Genomic DNA, 17636 nt, shown 5'->3' with positions numbered 1-17636 from the left:
TTTTATAAACCAAAGCCCAAACGAGAGGCTTGAACGGTGAAAAAACAATCATTTTCCCAACGGTGGGACATTTGGGTCACCATTGTCCTGTTCCTTATTGTCATTCCATTGGAGGTTAAGGAGCCTTTTTCATTTATTGAGGACCAAACCCTCTCTTTTCGACAAATTCTTCGTATGGAGTATGGTCCGCCTGAGCAGACCAAGCTGAATGACAACATTTTCATCGTTAATACGGATGAACAGTTTTTTGAAGAGTATAAAAGCTTTCCGCTGCGTCGTACGGATATTGCCCAGATTACCGCAACCCTACGAGAGCTCGGCGCGAAAGTTGTCGCAGTCGACTTATTGATGGACTTTCCCAGTTCGTATGGGGAAGACGAGCCTGCGGCTGAAGTGTTTAAAGAGGTCGGAAATGTCCTGGTGGTGTCCCAAGGGCAGTTTAACCGGGAAAACAAATTTACCGGTTTGAACTATCCGACCCCAGTACTCAAAGAGGTCACTCGTAGTGGCTACACCAACATCAGCTCCTCCAGTTCGTTGGTGACCATGCTCTCTCGCTTAAATCTGTTCCCTCAGATTATGAAGGAGGAGGATGGTTGGCCTTTTGCCGTACAGGCTCTGGCCATGTTCAAGGGGGTTGAGCCAAGCTTTGATGAGAAGACCCGCGTACTGACCATTGGTGATTTGAATATTCAGCTGGATCAGTTCAACAGCTTCTACATCGATTTCCCCAAGCTCCAGCAGGGTGCGCGCTTCCTTAGTGAGGTTAGAGGAATCTCCGCGATGGAGATTTTGGAGCTGGATGAGGATGAATACGAAGATTATTCCTTCTTGGTGAAAGATAAGATTGTCCTGTTGGGGGATACCTCTGAGGTCTCTCATGACTGGTTTGATACACCGGTTGGTATGGTCTATGGGGTCGAGATTATTGCCGATACCATCAGTACACTGATGGCCCAGGGAACATTACACCCCGCCTCAACGGTGGCTGAGGTGATCTCGGCACTGCTGTTTATGCTGATCTTGGTTAATGTAAACTTCTGGTTGGCGCATCCCGCTTTACGGGCTGTGTTGGTGGCAGCCCTGTTTGCCACGTTCATTGGCTTTACAACGTGGATCTATATTAGTAACGGTGTGGTCTTCTCCATGAGCTATGTGCTCTTGGCTGGCTTTGTCTCCTATTTGGTGATCAACCTTAAGGAGTACCTGGCTGAGCGTAATCAAAAGGCGATGATCAAGGACACCTTTGGCCACTATCTGTCACCCAAGGTGGTAGAGATTTTGGTTAAGGATCCCAGCAAGCTGCAGTTGGGTGGTCAGCAGCGTGAGATGACCGCTTACTTCTCAGATGTCGCAGGCTTCTCCTCCATTAGTGAGAAGCTGACACCGGAAGAGCTGGTACATCTGCTCAATGAATACCTGACAGAGATGTGTAATATCATCGCCGATCAGGAAGGCACGGTGGATAAGTTTGAAGGGGATGCCATTATCGCCTTCTGGGGGGCGCCACTGGATCAACCTGATCATGCTATTCGGGCCTGCCATGCCTCCATTGATATGCAGAACTTAATGGTGGATATGCGCAAACAGCTCACGGAGGAGGGGCGTCCCCTGCTTAACGTGCGGATGGGTGTGAACACGGGTCCTATGGTTGTAGGGAACATGGGCTCTAAGCAGCGTATGGACTACACCATTATGGGGGATGCCGTAAACTTAGCGGCACGTCTGGAAGGTGCCAATAAGTTCTACAATACCTATACCATGATCTCTGAGTTTACCCACGAACATGTGAAAGATACCGTGGAGTGCCGTGAGTTGGATACGGTTCGAGTGGTGGGTAAAAAAGAGCCCATTACCATTTATGAGGTGTTACAGCGCAAGGGTCAGCTTAGAGACCGCCAAGCAGACCTGCTGGAGGCCTATTATAAAGCCTTGGATATCTACAAGGGGCGGGACTTTAAAATGGCGATTGAGGCGTTTGAGAAGGCGCTGAAGATTGTGGAAGATGATGGTCCCAGCCGTACCTATGTAGACCGTTGTCAGCTCTACTTGGAGAATCCACCACCGGATGACTGGGATGGTGTCTTTAACTTTACCTCAAAAGGGTAAAGGCAGTATGCAAAAGGGCGGCTCTTTGGAGCCGCCCTTTTTTGTAGGGAGATGTTTTTTTTAAGAAGAAACATAGCTGTTGTTGATCTTCCATCGACCCATTTCTCCCCATAGCACCCTAGGTTCGTCCTTTTTTTGGTGGGCGACCGTAATGTGAGATCCATGTGTGTGAGCAAGGGGTAAAAGGGGGTCGTATCTTGAAAGCTAAGAAGAGAGACGTGCGGGAGAGACCTCTTGGTTGATGGGAGGGATCCGTTTTCCACCGTTGTGGATGGTTGGTCTACAGGTAGAGGCACCCTAGGCATATGGTACGATCCATGGGGGCAGGTGACTAAAAAGGGGGGATCTTGGGGGGATGCCTAAGTGTGGTTTATCAAGGTTTGCCCTAAAGCTTAGTCTGGTAAGAATATAAGAATAGGCTTGGGTATAAGGATGATACCCCCTCAAAAGAAGGGTATTGACTGGGGAGGTTAGAACTTTAAGCGATCCAGAGCACGTCGGTCCCGTTTGGTGGGGCGTGTGGAGCCATAGTCTGGTCGGCTGTTTCGTTCGGCACGTTTTTGGGCGGAGATCTCCTGGCGGGCCTCTTGGCTCTCTGGCTTTTCGGTGTAGAGCTTTTGGGCCTCAGGGGCCGGGCCTCGTTTATCATTAAGTCCCTCAACAGTCACCATAAACCGGTAGGGACCTTTGGTGATCTCTAGTTCATCCCCCACCTTGACCACACGGCTGGGTTTGACCCGTTGTCCGTTCAGGTGTACATGGCCACCATTAACGGCATCGGTGGCGATGGCACGGGTTTTAAAAAAACGGGCAGCCCACAACCATTTATCGACCCGCAGTTTTTCTTCTGTGAAATGGTTTTTCATTAGGGTTTGCTTTCCACTTCACGGCAGATGGCCTGTAGTGCCTGTTTGGACAGCGTACTACCCTCGCCCAAGACCGTTTGAACCGATTCTGGTAGGCCTTTGGTGACCTCACCATCTCCAGCTTTTAGCCCATAATCCAACCCCAATACCCCCCCAACAGCCAGCATGAGCCATAAAAGCATGGTAATACCGTTACTGATGATCTTTAAGGCGCCAACGACCACGGCAACAGCACTAACAGCAATGATAATCCACGCGACGACACTGGGGTCTGATAGATCAGGCATAATCATTTCCATTCATTAAATGCGATGTCAAAACAGATCAACCCAACAGGCAGGTAGGCCCAAACCTGGGTAGGTAAAGGATACCGGCTTTCCTGCTGTTTCCACTTTGGAAAAAGGGATGTGCTGGCATGGTTGACACATCGTCATACAGGTTATGGCTGGTTGATATCCATCCATAACCGTTAGCGGTTACCAAAATTGTTCTCTTTTCCACAATCTGGGCAGGTCCAGGTAAGGTTGTTACAGGTCATACCCCAGAGATTATCCTGCATACAGGTTTGGCACATCATAAAACCACAACTACAATTCCAGGCAAAAGGTAGCTTATCGTCTTTACAGGCGACACAGGGGCCATAGCTACGCCCTGCTTTTTTACGTAACATCTTTGGTTGACGGGCTGGTTTGGCTTCATTCATCACATATACTCCTCCATGTACGCTCTATGATAATCGGCTCAAGGTCCAGGTTCCATGGGTGATGGTGGTGAGATGACCATAAATAGGTTAAAATGAAAGATTGAGCGAGAGTACGCGCTCTTTTTTAGTTTAAAAACGTTGGCCCTCTATGTGGGTTAACATATTCATTTTCAACAGTATAATGCTGTTGAGCAGCGTGGTGTTCTGGTACATCACATTGCCCATGTCTCTCTTTTGAGGGTTTTTTTGGGAACAAGCACCCATGAGATCCCCTCCAAGAGCGGCAGGTTGGCTTATTGGAGTTTACGAACGTGTCACTTGCGGGTTTTCAGCGCAAACATCTTAAAGGTCTTGCCCATTCCCTTAAACCTGTTGTGTTTGTGGGAAAAGAGGGGGTGACTGAATCGGTTCAAGCAGCCATTGAAGAGGCGCTACTCATCCATGAACTGATTAAGGTGCGCTTTCTGGATTTTAAAGAGCAGCGGAAGGATCTGGCGAAAGATCTGGCCAAGGATAGCAAGAGTGAGTTTGTGGGTATGATTGGCCATTTGGCCATTCTTTACCGCATGCATCCTGAGCCGGAGCATCGTCGTATTCAGCTGCCCAAAAAGAAGAAAAAGAAGGACAACTGATTCATGCAGGAGCGTTTTCGCGGGATTACCGAGTCGGAAATTGAGTGGGATGAGCGTATTCCCATTGCTTTGACCATGACCCTGAATAAGGGACAGAAAATTCGGGTGGATCTGGTTACCCGTCAGATGCAACAACTGTCGGGTAAGCCCCTTAAAGAGAAGCAGCATGAGTGGGTGCAGCACATGGCTGACTATCTGTTGCGTCAGGCACTACTCAAGCGCCAGGAGGATGAGGGTGGGGATAAAATGGAAGAGGCTGGTAAGCAACCTCTAACCTTTACTCCCAGAATTGACCCGGATGTCACCTGGTGGGGGTAACCCTGTTGTGATCAAATAAAAAAGCTCTATGGATTTTTCCATAGGGCTTTTTTCTTATGGGTATCTCTGTCACGCAGAATCCTCACAGGGCTGTTTTCCACGCTTCCATAGCCCGCAGGAACCCAACACATTCCTTTGATGGGGCTGTGGGATTGTGGAAAATAGCCCGGTTGGGAATGTGGTGTTGAAGTAACCTTTTCTTTTTCGTGCGCAACGCACCAAGTACCATTCGCTACCCTGTTTGAAATGGGTTGCCATTTTGTGACGTCACCGGGGTGACCAAAAAGCCCTCGCAACCCAATTTAAGTTCAGGCTGTGGCAGGATCTAAACTCAGTCGCCACAACTTGATAGCAAGTTTCCGAGCCAATGCTGCAATGGCCTTTTGCGTTATGGAGCTACGGCTGACCAGTCGATCATAAAACGCTTTGGCTTGTTCATCTTTGGCCCGTCAGATCCAAGCGGCTTCGATTAATAGGCTACGCAGACGCTGTTGTCCAACAGGGCGTAGATGTCCCCGGTCATGCTTGCCGCCACTCTCCCGAACCATGGGAGCCAGCCCCTGATAGGCGGTGACCTGTTCTGAACGGCTAAATCGTTCGGGGTGGAAGAGTTCGGCAGCACATGTGGCAGCGACCACATGTCCGACACCATCAGCGGTTTTCAAGCGTTCGATGCGGTTTTGTTGACCGCAAGTTATAGCCTGGGCTTTGATCTGTTTATCGATCGATTGCTGTTCTTCAGTGAGAAAGGCCCATTCCCGCAGGTGGCTGTTGAGTGTTTGGCGGGTAGCAGCCGCAAGCTCAAGTTGATGCAACTGCTCAATGGCTGCTTTGCTCCAATGATCGAGATGTTCAGGTTCAATGGCGCTGTTGCTTAAAAGCAGGCCACGCATTCGCTGTTTACAGCGGCGCAGGCCATCGGTCAGCTGATGACGGTGTCGCACCAAGGTGCGGAATGCCTCTTCATGCTCGGAAGGGATGGCGATGGGACGTAGCAGACCGGAAGCGGCGAATTCAGCCAGCTTACGGCAATCAAGCCGGTCGGTTTTATGGGTTGGAGCGACAGGTCGAGGAATACGGCTTGGGGCAGCTACGGTGATGGGCAGTCCTGCCGATTGAAGTGCACGGGCCAAACCGTAACCGGTTGGTTCAGCCTCCTGGGCAAACATGCCCACCATCACCGGCAGGGATTGCAGCATTTGGATCAGAGTGGTTGGTTCCGGGGGCATGGTCAGGTCGGTCAGCTCCCCATCTGGCCTGAGTAGTGCCACACGCCAACTCTGCTTGTGAACATCCAGACCGATGTAGACCAAACTGTTTTCAAAACCGGCCAAAAATCGTTCAAATTTGGCTACACTGAGTATGTCGTTAGCCATGTCGGTACCGCCTGTTCTGGATTCATACTCAACACCAGATTAACAGAGATACCGACATGGTATGTTATAGGTGCCTGTGCCAAGTTCCAGGGATAGAGATCGTTTTTAACCCAGCCGACCCCCTTATAAGAGGGGGCTTAGGTGCTTATGTATGGCGTGGGCGCAAGTCGTTGGCCCCTATGGATGTTTGGCAGGCAAAGGATCCGATGAAATATCGACTGATCAACCGTGTACATGGTACAGAGGCCTGGGTGGAGAGTCTGGATGGTACACTCCCTTTTAAAGCCGCCCGCAAGACCTGGAAGGTGCTGTGTGGAGAGCGCCTTTGCCATTGTGGGGGGCCCATGAGTGAAACCGAGCCGCCCGAGGATGCCGAGGGTAACCGCTACCGAATCGATTTTATCTCATCCCGTGGGGAGATCGCCGGTTTTCGGCTGGTGCCTGAAGATACCCCTCCCGAAATACCTGGCTAAGGGTGCTTCGGCTGCGGTTTTGCTTCACAAAGCGGTCTTAACTCCTGTACCACAGGGGCCAAACCTCGGGCGACTGCACGAACCCGTTTGCGTAGTGCTTCCTCTTTTTCTGGGGTCATTTGGGTAAAAGCCGCTGTCGAGGCAAACAGATGTTCTTGAAATAGCCCTGTTACCTCATCCACCACCGGGACTAAACCCTGTACGGTTGCTCTAACCTCCTGACGTAGGGCTTCACGCTCCGTAGGTGGCATGGTGCGAATGGTATGGGCTGTTTCGGTTAGGCTCTCTTTGCCCAGGGTGATCATCTGTTGGGCGGCTTCGGGTAGGTACAAGGCCACCTGACGGGGGAGTTGATAGAGGGTGGATGCCAAGAGAATGGTCGGTATTAACAAAGCCAGTGCCAGAAGCCCATGGCGTTGCCAGTGGTTGCGCCTCTGCTGTTTGCGGGTCATGGGGGTGTCAGGTTCGGGGGCTGCCATGGCCAGGGCTTGATAGCAGGTCAAACGTGCTTCGGCCTCTTGTTGGTAGCGGCTGTAGAGTGTGGTGATGTTTGGGTCTTGCAGTAGAATACCCAGCTCAGGTTGGTGTAGGTAGAACAGATCACCTTTTTGTTTAATGACAATGGGATAGTCCGCTATTTTAGCCATTGGGTAACCACTCCTTAATGTGTACGAACCTCTTTCTTTCCGCCACCATGACATGGTCAAGAGCAGACAACAAGACCTTCACAGTGAGCGCGTGTTGACCGTAAAATTATAAAAAGTATATAGAGGAAAAATAATGAGGTAAATTTTTGTAACAGAAGGGGTGGAAGGGTTTATATGCAGCCAAAACAGAACAAAAAAGGTACTCTTTGTGTGTGGGCGGAGCTATTTTATAAGGTTCAATGGCATCAAGAAATATACTCATAAATACAGTATATTATCATTATTATGCCCATGCAATAAAAACTCACAAGTAATGCTTTGGTATTATATAGTATGTTGCTAGTACTTGGTCTAGTCCTGTTTGTGTTGACAAGATAGTGTTCTATTAGTACCATAAAGATACCTACATGGTGATGAGCGTTAATGATCTCTATTTTTGATCAGAGCCTTAAGAATATTTTTTTAATCATTTTAGCCATATGGGCACAATAGCGGTTCTTACCCAACCTACCTGTGCTCAATGGTGTGCATAGGAGCGTTAACCATGATGAGTAATAAAGAGCGTAAGGAGCGTATTGCACAGGCGTTTGAACAGCGTGTGACCCATGTTGAACAACGTAAATTTGCCATTTTGGGCCAACATCTTCGTTTGCCAGCATCTGGCCTGTTAAGTAAAGCGATGGTTGCCAAAGTACATGCCAGCCGTTTAGCGCAATTTGCAGCCAAGCGTCTGGCCCGTCTGCAACAGGTCGTCATGCGTTATGAAAGCAAGGCACAACGACAAAAACGTGCTCAGGAGACCCACCGGGCCAATATCAAAGCATTTGATGCAGGCAACCTGTGGAAAGAACCTGATCCTCTGGCATCACAAGAGCGGGTGATCACTGCACAAAAGCTGCAAGCCCGCGCGCAACACCGTCTCATACAACAGCGAAAGCTACATGCCAGCTTGATTCCACTAATCGTGACCTGCATCGCCATGGGTACCCTCTGGATGACCCATCAAGTCCAAGAGCTGGGTACCGCACTACAAGAGGACCCCATAAGCTTTATGCAGTGGGAAGAGGATCATCCTGTCATGGGTCATTTGGTGCGTTACATGTATGAAGAGAAAAACCATAATCGAGATAAGTGGAAGAATATGGAGCAGTTTGTTCAGCGTCTTAAGTAGAGATTACCCGCGCTCTACCCAGCGGTGAATACGGTTGATAATACGCTTTTGGTCCCCATCTTTTAGCGCTGCATAGAGTGGAACCTGCAAGGCATGTTGGTACCAGTGGTGTAACCCAGCCCCTTCATGTGGGGGAGGGAGCGGGTGCCCCAGGCAACAACCAATCTGTGCACTGTGTAGAAAGGTATACAGCTCCTGAGCCTGCTGGTGATCGGTCATCCACAGTGTAAAGCGACTCCAGTGTTGACGTGCCGTTGGTACGCTAAACCTGTTGCGGGGCCGGAGTAGGTCCAGATAGCGCTGTGCCCGCTGCGCCCGGCTTGCCATCAAACTCTGGTATTGGCTGGTCTGGCTTAAGGCCAGGGCCAGGGCACTGCGCGAGGGCAGTTGTTGACGACAGGTACGCAACTGCTCCACCTCTGACGCATGGGCCATGGAGACCAGGGTAATCTCCCCCCCTTGCAGAGGGCCGTTAGCACCCAAATGCAATAAGCCAATACTGGACGTCGCCATGGGAGAAGCCGGGATTAAGCAATGATCCAAAACCTCCAAAGGGGTAACGTGGGGGGGCAGTGGGGTTGTATCTTGCTGCCCGGCAAACCCAAAACGCATCCACCCCTGTAGTTGACCCGCACAACATGCCAAGCCCATGGGTTGGCCACTTCCCAAACCGTGGGGTATCTCCAGATCCAGCCATGCAGGGTATAGACCTGCATGCTGCAAGGCTTCAGACCACTCTGGGTTGGCCAGGGGGGAGAGGGCTATAGCATCACCCATACGCCATGAGAACAGCTCAGCCAAAGCCTGGATAGCCGCGGTAGGGTGGGCAAAGGCCACCACCGGTCGTTGCCAATGATTGTGCCAGGCCTGTTCCAACTGTTGGCAGGCTGCCTCATCCTGCCACGGTGGGGTCAGGGCTTGCAGTACCCGATCACGGTCCTGTTGCGTTAAATCAGGGTGGTAGAGGGGGATCGGGGGAGCAGACATGGGCGATATTTCATGGGGCTAAAGGAGTGGGGTAGAGGAGGGCGTAGCCAGTCAGGTAAGACCCAACCCCCGGGTATGTGTGCCGTACCTTACCATGGGGTTGGCAGGTCTGCCGATGGTGTGTGGTAACGACGTGTACAGCCTCTTTATGGGGCCTGGATTGATGCTGTCGGGTGTGTTTGGACAAAAAAAAGGCTGGGGGGCGACCCCCAGCCTTTTCTTTTTTACTTACCGACCACTTCGGGCAACTCTTTGCCTTGGTTGGCGGCATCATCACCGGGACAGAAACCGGGGACAAACTTCTCCGCAATCTCTTTGGATTTGGCATCCACTTCCTGAGAGAGCTTGTAGGCGCAGAAGCGTGGACCACACATGGAGCAGAACTCTGCCGTTTTGTGGGCATCCTCTGGCAGGGTTTCGTCGTGGTACTCACGGGCGCGTTCAGGGTCTAAAGCCAACTCGAACTGGCGGTTCCAATCAAAACCGTAGCGGGCACGGCTCATCTCATCATCCTGATCCCGGGCACCGGGGCGGTGACGGGCAATATCCGCAGCATGGGCTGCGATTTTGTAGGCAATGATCCCGGCTCGTACATCTTCTGCATTGGGCAGACCCAAATGCTCTTTGGGGGTGACATAGCAGAGCATGGAAGCACCTTCCCAAGCCGCAATAGCACCACCAATGGCTGAGGCAATATGGTCATAACCTGCAGCGATATCGGTTACCAAGGGGCCTAAGACGTAGAAGGGAGCTTCGTGGCACACTTCGCGCTCTTTTTTCATGTTCATGGCGATCTGGTCCATGGGCACATGGCCAGGACCTTCGATCATAACCTGAACATCCTGTTCCCAAGCACGCTTGGTCAGTTCACCCAGTACACTCAACTCCGCAAATTGGGCTTCGTCAGAGGCATCATGCAAGCAACCGGGGCGTAGGCCATCACCCAGAGAGAGCGTGACATCATACTTTTTGCAAATCTCCAGCAGCTGATCAAAGTGGGTATAAAGGGGATTCTCTTTCTGGTGGTGCAGCATCCACTGCGCCATCAACGCCCCACCACGGGAGACAATTTTGGTGATCCGTGAAGTGACCATGGGCAGAACATGCATCAGTACACCACAGTGTACAGTCATGTAGTCCACACCCTCTTTAGCCTGCTCCTCAATCACCTCAAGGATGATCTCTGGGGTCAGGTCTTTTACGTCGGGTACCCGCTCGATCACTTCATAAATGGGCACCGTACCGATAGGCACCGATGAGTTACGTAAAATGGCGTTACGGATGGGCTTGATATCTTTACCGGTACTCAAATCCATGACTGTATCGGCACCGTACTTGATGGAGTCGGTGAGTTTTTTCACCTCCTCATCCAGGCCGGAAGAGATCTGTGAGTTACCAATATTGGAATTAATCTTACAACGAGAAGCAATACCAATGGCCATTGGCTTAACTTCTGGGTGATTGATGTTGGCAGGGATCACCATACGACCCCGGGCCACCTCATCACGCACGGTTTCGGGGCTGATCCCCTCAACCTGGGCCACATGCTCCATCTCCGGCGTGATCTCACCCTTGCGGGCATAATGCATTTGGGTGACGTTGCCGCTGCGACCTTTGACCCATTGGGCACGAAATGCGCTCATAAAGTTTTTCTCCATCTGCGTTTTTTAGCAACCGGTAACCTGCCATCCATGGGGTAAGGCGGATTCCGCTATCGCTGTCCGGCACAGGTTCTACCATTATGGTTACAACCTGGGCATGCTCAATTTTAGGGTATCTCCAACACTGCACCTGAAACCGACAGGGCAGGGTTTGGCCCGACACTTTCCTGGGGAATTATGCACCCCATTTTTCAGGAAGTCTCGCTTTGAGAGTCGGGAACCTTGTAGAGTTCCATAAGTCTGCATTGTGAGGATGGTGTGAGGATATTGACAAGGGAGTTTTTGTTGTGAGCCTGCTTGAACAGCATTTTAATGGAATTTCTCAGTGGGGTGAGGACCGTGGTTGCCGTGTGGTTTTGGCCTTTGGTGCCGCCACACAAGAGCGTGAAGCTTTGGCCAAAGGTGCCGCCCTGGTGGATTGGAGCCACACCGGCATAGCGACCGTAACAGGTGAGGATCGTAAGACATTTCTCTCCGGGCTGATTACCAACCAGATCAAAAATGTTTCACCAGAAAAAGCCATTTATGCGGCTTTGCTCTCCCCCCAAGGGCGTTATCTGTGGGATTTTATCATCGCCGAACAAAATATGGGTGATGAAGATCGCCTATTACTTTTTACAGAGCCGGGTATCGGTAATCTGGTGCAACGGCTGAGTATGTATCTACTCAGGGCCAAGGCCAAACTGATGGATGCCAGTGACCAAATGGGGACACTGATCATGGCGGGCCCCCAGGCGGCACAAGCGCTATCGGCGGTTTTTTCTGGCGTGGATTTCTCCGCTCAGGAAGCGGGCCAAAGTGTGGCACCGGAAGCAGGGGTGGTGGTGATCAAGGATCCCCGTCATGCGGCTTTTGGCTGGCGTGTGGTTGCCGATGGGGATGCCCTACCCGGTTTATGGGACCGCCTTGCAGCCCAGGCTACTCCAGTGGGGTATCAGGCTTGGGAAGGGTACCGGGTCACGCAAGCTTTACCCCGTGGTGGCAATGAACTGGAGGCTGATGCCACACTGCCTTTAGAGGCGGGTTTTCTGGAAATGCAGGGGGTGGATTTTAATAAGGGGTGTTATGTGGGGCAGGAGACCACAGCCCGTACCTATCACCGGGGGACCTTAAAAAAGCGCCTGTTCCAGATCACATGGTCAGGAACAACCCTGCCTAAGCTGGGGGATGTCATCCATGTGGGTGGTCAGAAGGAGGCGGGTCACATCACCAGTGTGGATCCAGCGGGTGGTACAGCCTTGGCTATTGTGCGGGTTTCAGACTGGGCATCGGATAAGCCCCTGACCTTGGGGAGTGAGACCGTAGAGGTGAGTAAACCAGCCTGGGCAACCTGGGAATAGAGGTCGGGTAGGGGTGGTCACATAAAAAAGACCACCCCTACTGCAACCCTAAGGTGGGTTTGTAGGTCAAAGGTGTTGGGGGGGCAAGCCCTTTGTATATCTCAAACTTACCTATACCACCTTCTGTGTATGTGCGATTAAGTCGTTAGGGCATATTTTATACGGCCTAATCCCTACTTTTAGGGGGTGTTGGGCTTTTCCCAATCTGTCACTGCCGTAAGCAGTTGTGTGGCTACGGTTATTCCGGTATAAATTGGGTCCATGAACGCACCTACGACTGTTTCCCCTTTGCCATCTCTTCAGATCGGCGAACATTCCTTACCCGTTCCCATTATCCAGGGTGGCATGGGTGTGCGTGTTTCTGCGCACAATCTGGCCGCTGCAGTCGCCAACTCTGGCGGTGGTGGCATCATTGCCACTGTGGCACTTTCCCTGGCTTCCAAGTATTACAAAAAGGGACGGGACTACTATAAAGCCAACATCAAGGCATTGTCCGATGAGATCGAATGGGCACGGGAGAAATCCCCCCAAGGTGTGATCGGGACCAATTGCATGGTGGCCATTCGCGACTATGAAGCGATGGTACGCACCTCGGTGGAGTGTGGCGCCGACATGATTATCTCTGGGGCTGGCTTACCGCTACGCCTACCCGAGTTTGCGGCGGACTACCCCAAGACGGCGCTGGTACCGATTGTTTCATCCTTGCGGGCGGGTAAGCTGCTGGCCAAGCGCTGGCTGAAGACCTATAAGCGGCTGCCGGATGCCTTTGTGTTTGAAGACCCCAATAAAGCAGGGGGTCATCTAGGCGTTTCGCGGGACCAGCTCTATGGGGCAGAACACGGCTCTGAGGTTGTGGTACCCCAGCTGGCTGAATGGTCAGAAAAAGAGTTTGGTGGCGATATTCCTATCATCGTCGCGGGTGGTGTGTGGGACCGTAAGGATATCGACGATATGTTTGCCCTGGGCGCCAAAGGTGTGCAGATGGCCAGTCGCTTTATCTGTACCCATGAGTGTGACGCCGCAGATAGCTTCAAACAGTCCTTTATTGACTCCAAAGAGGGCGATGTCGTGATCATCGACTCTCCTGCGGGTTTGCCTGGACGCGCATTGAGTACCAACTTCACCAATGATCTGTTCCGTGGTGAAGAGGTTGGCATGAAGTGTATTGCCACCTGTTTGGAACACTGCCGTTGTCGGGATGAAAAAGAGACCTTCTGTATTGCTGAGGCACTCCACCACGCACAGCAGGGGGATATGCAAAAGGGTCTGGTCTTTACCGGCACCAATGCAACCCGCCACGATCGTATTATGCACGTGCATGAGATCTTTGAAGAGATCAATGGTCGGCCCTATCGGGCAGAAGGCTAAGATCGCTTTACAGGAAGTACTTGGATCGCAAAAAGCCACCCGTGGAGAACGCGGGTGGCTTTTTTAATGGGTCTGGATCAGGGACCGGTTGGGCCGTATGGCTGGTGTTAGTTCTCTCCAGCAGAGTGGCATGGAGCAGGTCCACCGTGGGTTGAGGTCAATGGCCACGCTGTAGGGTAGAAGGTTAAGATCGCTTTACAGGAGGAGGCGCTTGGATAGCAAAAAGCCACCCGTGGAGAACGCGGGTGGCTTTTTTTAAACAGGGGATGCCACCGGGGTTAATGCAAAGCGGCCAGTTGATCTGTATGGCTGGCTTGGCTGAGTAATTTCTCGATACCGGAGTGGCCACGGCGTAGATCCGCCGCACGTTGCCCTTTATGGTCGGTCAGGGATTGATCGGCACCATAGGTGAGCAGATTTTTTACGGTATCCAGATAATTACCACGGGTGGCGAGCATCAGTGGGGTTTGCCCTTCTTCATCACGGCTATCTACCAATGCATCTGCTTTTAACAGCCGGGTGGCAATGGTGGCATATCCCTGGTGAGCTGCAAAACTTAGTGCGCTCCAGCCATCGTGTGTCTGTTGGTTTACGTGAGCACGCTGGTTGATTAAATGGCTGACAATACCTTCATAGCCCGCATCAACCGCAATCATCAGGGCGGTCATCCCTTGCTTCCCCACCGCATCCACATCAGCACCTGCCGCAATCAGTAGACCGATCATGGCACTGTGCCCGCCTTTGGCTGCTAACATCAGGGGAGTGAACCCCTTTTTATCCAGATGGTTTACATCGGGTTTGTAGGGGGCCAGTTTGGCCATTATGGCAGCCTGACCATAGCGGGCAGCTTCTGTGACGGCACTTCGTCCGGTATGGCTGGTGGTATTTATGGCGATATGGGGTGTGCGTAATAAGGCGGAGAGTGCGTTGACATGACCCTGTTGAGCCGCAAGCATCAAGGCCGTCATACCAGACTGATCTTGTTGGTTGGGGTTAGCACCTGCGTGCAATAGGGCGTGTACTATGGCGGTATGCCCCTCTTGGGCTGCCCACATCAGTGCAGTTTGCCCCACTTGACTGGCTTGGTTGACATCCACCTTCTGGCTTAGTAAGGCGCGGACCTGTTGTTGATCACCTTGCATGGCAGCATAACGCAGTGTGTCTTGGCCTAGCTCTGTGGCCTCACTTGGGTGGGCAACGGTGAGACTTAACATCATCACGGTCATGCAGAGCATGCTTGCACGGCTTTTACGCTTTAACAGTATCCATCTGCTATTGAACATCTTGTGCTCCCACTTTTTCGTTCCATGAAAAGGGTTGGTTAACCTCTTCACGTGCTTCGTGTGAACCATCTTTGGTGACGGTAAGGTGAAAAGGTGGGTGTAAGTATATTTTTAAATTGACAAATTGGAAATACCCACTACGCGTACATAGCAACCCTAAGGCCAACCTTTTCCCCCTGATTTTTGGCGGGTGATCATGGATGTTTTTGTATGTTTAATAATATATAAGTGTATGATAAATAGCGATAATAAATCTTTTTTTAGGGTGTTCCGTGTGGTTATTATGGTGGGGGGTGAATATGAATATGCATGAAAAAAAGGCAGACTGCTGCTCGATTAGAAGGCGTATGGTCTGTTTTTGAGCAGGGGCGATCCTGTTGTTTGAAGAGTGCTGGGAGAGGGGGCATGACAGCGATCGTCCGTATGGTTAAACGCCACACGTGTAAGTTTCTGGCCCTGCCCCTGCCCAAACGGGTGGTGTGGGGGTACAATACGCCACGGTTTTATTTTCCCCTCTGTTGAAAAGGCCCCTACCTTGAACCGAGCTCAGCGTCGTAAACAGAAAAAACTGGCCAAGAAAAAAGGTGGTCAAAGTGTCGATACCACCCTGTTAGCGCCTGAAACACCGGCAAACCCCTCCCCAGGGAAAGTACGGTTGGAGGTTAAACCGCTTCTGGAGCGGGCCAATACCATGATCAAGTCGGGGGAGCCTCAGGCAGCGGCTAAAATTTGTACCCATGTCTTGGAGAGCCAACCCAACCAGCCTGTCGCCAACCATTTAATGGGTCTGGCTTATGTACAGATGGGGCAAGCGGAGGCAGCGGTTCCTCATTTACAAAAAGCGGTACATGCCGCGCCTGAGCATGCGCCGTTACGCCAACACCTGAGTGTGCCATTGATGCAGCTTGGGCGATTGGATGAAGCACAGACCCAGATTGAAAAAGCGGTTGAGTTGGATCCTAAACAGGGCAGTTATCAGGGTAACCTCTGTTTTTTGCTGAAAGAAGCGGGAGCGTTGGAAGAGGCCCTGGCCTATGGGGAGCGGGGTGTTGCGTTAAGTCCCAAAGATCCAGGGGTCCACAACAATCTGGCTTTGGTGTTGATGAGTCTGGATCGTTTGGAGCATGCAGAAGCCAGTTTTAAAAAGGTACTGGAGCTGGCACCGAGCCATGTGGATGCCTTGGTGAGTCTATCCCATCTCTTAAAGCGACGGGGGCGGCCAGGTGAGGCGGTAAAGTATGGTCTAAAAGCGGCGGAGCTGGATCCCACCAACAGTGGTGCCTATAACAATTTGGGTAGTATTTTTTATGATCTTGGACGGTTGGATGAGGCGGAGCTGCATCTGAAACAGGCGCTACAGCTCAACCCTGATCTCGCGGCAGCCCACAACAATATGGCCAATGTGTTGCGTGGGGCAGGTCATATGGAAAAAGCAGCCCAATACTACCGGCAGGCCATCACGTTGAATCCAGATTTGGGGGAGGCCTACCATCAGCTTAGCCGTGTACATACCTTTGGGGCGGAGGATGCGGATTTGGCATTGATGGAGAGCCGTTATGCCGATCCCTCCTGTGGGGACGAGAACCGGATGTTTTTGGGGTATGGGCTTGCCAAAGCGTATGAGGATCTTAAACAGTATGACCGTGCCTGGGATGCGATGACCCAGGCCAATGAGATCTTTCAGCAGCGTCACCCCTACCATGCCGATGTTGAAGCGCGCTACTTCGAAATGCTCAAAGCAGGTTTTGGCCCCTGGGTAGAGGAGAGGCCAGATGATGAAGAGCAGGCGGCGCCCATTTTTATTGTGGGTATGCCCCGCTCCGGCACAACTTTGGTGGAACAGATTTTGGCCAGCCATCCCCGTGTCGCCACGGCGGGGGAGTCCACCGCACTCTTTCAGTTACTGCACCATCGATCGCTGTTCAAGCCTGATGAGATTTTTGCCCAGCAGGCTTCTACCTTGGATGAAGCGGCCTTGGGACAGATCCGCCGGGTGTATCTACAGGCGGTGGCGCGGGTGGCCAAAGAGGATGGCTCCACAGCCCATATTATTGACAAAATGCCCCATAATTTCCGTTTTATAGGTATGATCCGGCGGCTTTTTCCCAAAGCCATTGTTATCCATTGTCGGCGAGATCCTATGGATACCTGTCTGTCCATCTACAAAAACTATTTCAGCCAAGGTCATGGTTATGGTGGGAATGTACAGGATCTGGCGCATCAATATGGTTTGTATGCCGATTTAATGGCCCATTGGCGCCAGCTCTTGCCAGATTTTGTGCATGAGATCGAGTACGAGGCCCTGGTTGCCGATGGGGAGACAGGGATTAAACAGTTACTGGCGATGTGTGATTTGCCCTTTGACCCAGTGTGTCTGGATTTTCATAACACCCAACAGCCGGTTCTGACAGCCAGCTCTGTCCAGGTTCGCCAACCGATTTACCAAAGCTCTGTCGGGGGTTGGAAGCGCTTTGAACAGCAGCTACAACCCTTAAAAGAGCGGTTGCATACCCTGTTGGCCTAACCTGGCATCACACCATTAGGCGGCCCCATGTGGTCACGCAGCCATGACTTGCCTGGGGCCCTCTTCCGGTCATGTTTCATAACATCCAGGCTAACCCCATATTTATGGCCTGTTGCCCCTGCTTGGGTCTGTAAGAGGGGCCGGTGCTTAACCCATAAAAAAACGGCAGACGAAAACG

At 51.6% G+C, this 17636-nt stretch carries 16 protein-coding genes; 8 read left to right on the top strand and 8 right to left on the bottom strand.

Annotated elements, in window-relative coordinates; genetic code table 11:
• Nucleotides 1-36: 36 nt before the first annotated feature.
• Nucleotides 37-2109, top strand: a complete 2073-nt coding sequence (locus V5T57_RS03855; protein WP_332889843.1) for a CHASE2 domain-containing protein — start codon at nucleotides 37-39, stop codon at nucleotides 2107-2109.
• Between the two features lie 470 nt (nucleotides 2110-2579).
• Here the strand turns inward: V5T57_RS03855 and V5T57_RS03850 are convergent, their stop codons facing one another.
• The 3 genes from V5T57_RS03850 to V5T57_RS03840 form a co-directional block, all read right to left on the bottom strand.
• Nucleotides 2580-2975: an RNA-binding S4 domain-containing protein gene (locus V5T57_RS03850; protein WP_332889842.1), complete on the bottom strand. Its 396-nt coding sequence runs from the start codon at nucleotides 2973-2975 to the stop codon at nucleotides 2580-2582.
• Entirely contained in the window at nucleotides 2975-3262 is a 288-nt protein-coding gene (locus V5T57_RS03845; RefSeq protein WP_332889841.1) for a hypothetical protein, read from the bottom strand. Before V5T57_RS03845 ends, V5T57_RS03850 begins: the two co-directional genes overlap by 1 nt.
• A gap of 182 nt (nucleotides 3263-3444) precedes the next feature.
• Complete coding sequence (locus V5T57_RS03840; protein ID WP_332889840.1) at nucleotides 3445-3678, bottom strand: hypothetical protein; 234 nt, start codon at nucleotides 3676-3678, stop codon at nucleotides 3445-3447.
• 311 nt (nucleotides 3679-3989) lie between these two features.
• Between V5T57_RS03840 and yhbY the strand changes: the two genes are divergently transcribed.
• On the top strand, nucleotides 3990-4310 hold the full coding sequence (gene yhbY / locus V5T57_RS03835; protein WP_332889839.1) for a ribosome assembly RNA-binding protein YhbY: 321 nt from the start codon (nucleotides 3990-3992) through the stop codon (nucleotides 4308-4310).
• 3 nt (nucleotides 4311-4313) lie between these two features.
• Nucleotides 4314-4628 carry a hypothetical protein gene (locus tag V5T57_RS03830; protein WP_332889838.1) on the top strand — a complete coding sequence of 105 codons (315 nt, stop codon included), beginning with the start codon at nucleotides 4314-4316 and terminating at the stop codon, nucleotides 4626-4628.
• 449 nt (nucleotides 4629-5077) lie between these two features.
• Here V5T57_RS03830 and V5T57_RS03825 read toward each other — a convergent pair whose 3' ends face one another.
• Nucleotides 5078-6004, bottom strand: a complete 927-nt coding sequence (locus V5T57_RS03825) for an IS110 family RNA-guided transposase (RefSeq protein ID WP_332889837.1) — start codon at nucleotides 6002-6004, stop codon at nucleotides 5078-5080.
• A 206-nt stretch (nucleotides 6005-6210) separates the two neighbouring features.
• Between V5T57_RS03825 and V5T57_RS03820 the strand changes: the two genes are divergently transcribed.
• Nucleotides 6211-6477: a hypothetical protein gene (locus tag V5T57_RS03820; RefSeq protein ID WP_332889836.1), complete on the top strand. Its 267-nt coding sequence runs from the start codon at nucleotides 6211-6213 to the stop codon at nucleotides 6475-6477.
• On the opposite strand, the gene V5T57_RS03815 is transcribed toward V5T57_RS03820, so the two are convergent.
• Nucleotides 6474-7124: a hypothetical protein gene (locus tag V5T57_RS03815; RefSeq protein WP_332889835.1), complete on the bottom strand. Its 651-nt coding sequence runs from the start codon at nucleotides 7122-7124 to the stop codon at nucleotides 6474-6476. The genes V5T57_RS03820 and V5T57_RS03815 overlap by 4 nt on opposite strands.
• A 544-nt stretch (nucleotides 7125-7668) precedes the next feature.
• Here V5T57_RS03815 and V5T57_RS03810 point away from each other — a divergent pair.
• Nucleotides 7669-8295 (top strand): hypothetical protein, encoded by a 627-nt coding sequence (locus V5T57_RS03810; protein WP_332889834.1) that lies wholly within the window; start codon nucleotides 7669-7671, stop codon nucleotides 8293-8295.
• Between the two features lie 3 nt (nucleotides 8296-8298).
• Here V5T57_RS03810 and V5T57_RS03805 read toward each other — a convergent pair whose 3' ends face one another.
• Both V5T57_RS03805 and thiC read right to left on the bottom strand, forming a co-directional pair.
• Nucleotides 8299-9282 carry an aspartate aminotransferase family protein gene (locus tag V5T57_RS03805; RefSeq protein WP_332889833.1) on the bottom strand — a complete coding sequence of 328 codons (984 nt, stop codon included), beginning with the start codon at nucleotides 9280-9282 and terminating at the stop codon, nucleotides 8299-8301.
• A gap of 224 nt (nucleotides 9283-9506) precedes the next feature.
• Nucleotides 9507-10925, bottom strand: coding sequence for a phosphomethylpyrimidine synthase ThiC (gene thiC / locus V5T57_RS03800; RefSeq protein WP_332889832.1), 1419 nt, complete (start codon nucleotides 10923-10925; stop codon nucleotides 9507-9509).
• 305 nt (nucleotides 10926-11230) lie between these two features.
• Between thiC and ygfZ the strand changes: the two genes are divergently transcribed.
• Complete coding sequence (gene ygfZ / locus V5T57_RS03795) at nucleotides 11231-12283, top strand: CAF17-like 4Fe-4S cluster assembly/insertion protein YgfZ (RefSeq protein WP_332889831.1); 1053 nt, start codon at nucleotides 11231-11233, stop codon at nucleotides 12281-12283.
• 261 nt (nucleotides 12284-12544) lie between these two features.
• Nucleotides 12545-13651 (top strand): NAD(P)H-dependent flavin oxidoreductase, encoded by a 1107-nt coding sequence (locus V5T57_RS03790; RefSeq protein WP_332889830.1) that lies wholly within the window; start codon nucleotides 12545-12547, stop codon nucleotides 13649-13651.
• Nucleotides 13652-13929: 278 nt separating this feature from the next.
• Here V5T57_RS03790 and V5T57_RS03785 read toward each other — a convergent pair whose 3' ends face one another.
• Nucleotides 13930-14934: an ankyrin repeat domain-containing protein gene (locus V5T57_RS03785; RefSeq protein ID WP_332889829.1), complete on the bottom strand. Its 1005-nt coding sequence runs from the start codon at nucleotides 14932-14934 to the stop codon at nucleotides 13930-13932.
• 535 nt (nucleotides 14935-15469) lie between these two features.
• On the opposite strand from V5T57_RS03785, the gene V5T57_RS03780 reads away from it, so the two are divergent.
• The gene (locus V5T57_RS03780) at nucleotides 15470-17458 is read left to right on the top strand and encodes a sulfotransferase (protein WP_332889828.1); all 1989 of its coding nucleotides are present in this window, start codon (nucleotides 15470-15472) and stop codon (nucleotides 17456-17458) included.
• Nucleotides 17459-17636 lie beyond the last annotated feature (178 nt).

This window comes from Magnetococcus sp. PR-3, assembly GCF_036689865.1.
GTDB lineage: Bacteria > Pseudomonadota > Magnetococcia > Magnetococcales > Magnetococcaceae > Magnetococcus.
The sequence above is the reverse complement of the archived record's forward strand: the minus strand, read 5'-3'. Positions and strand labels throughout refer to the sequence as shown.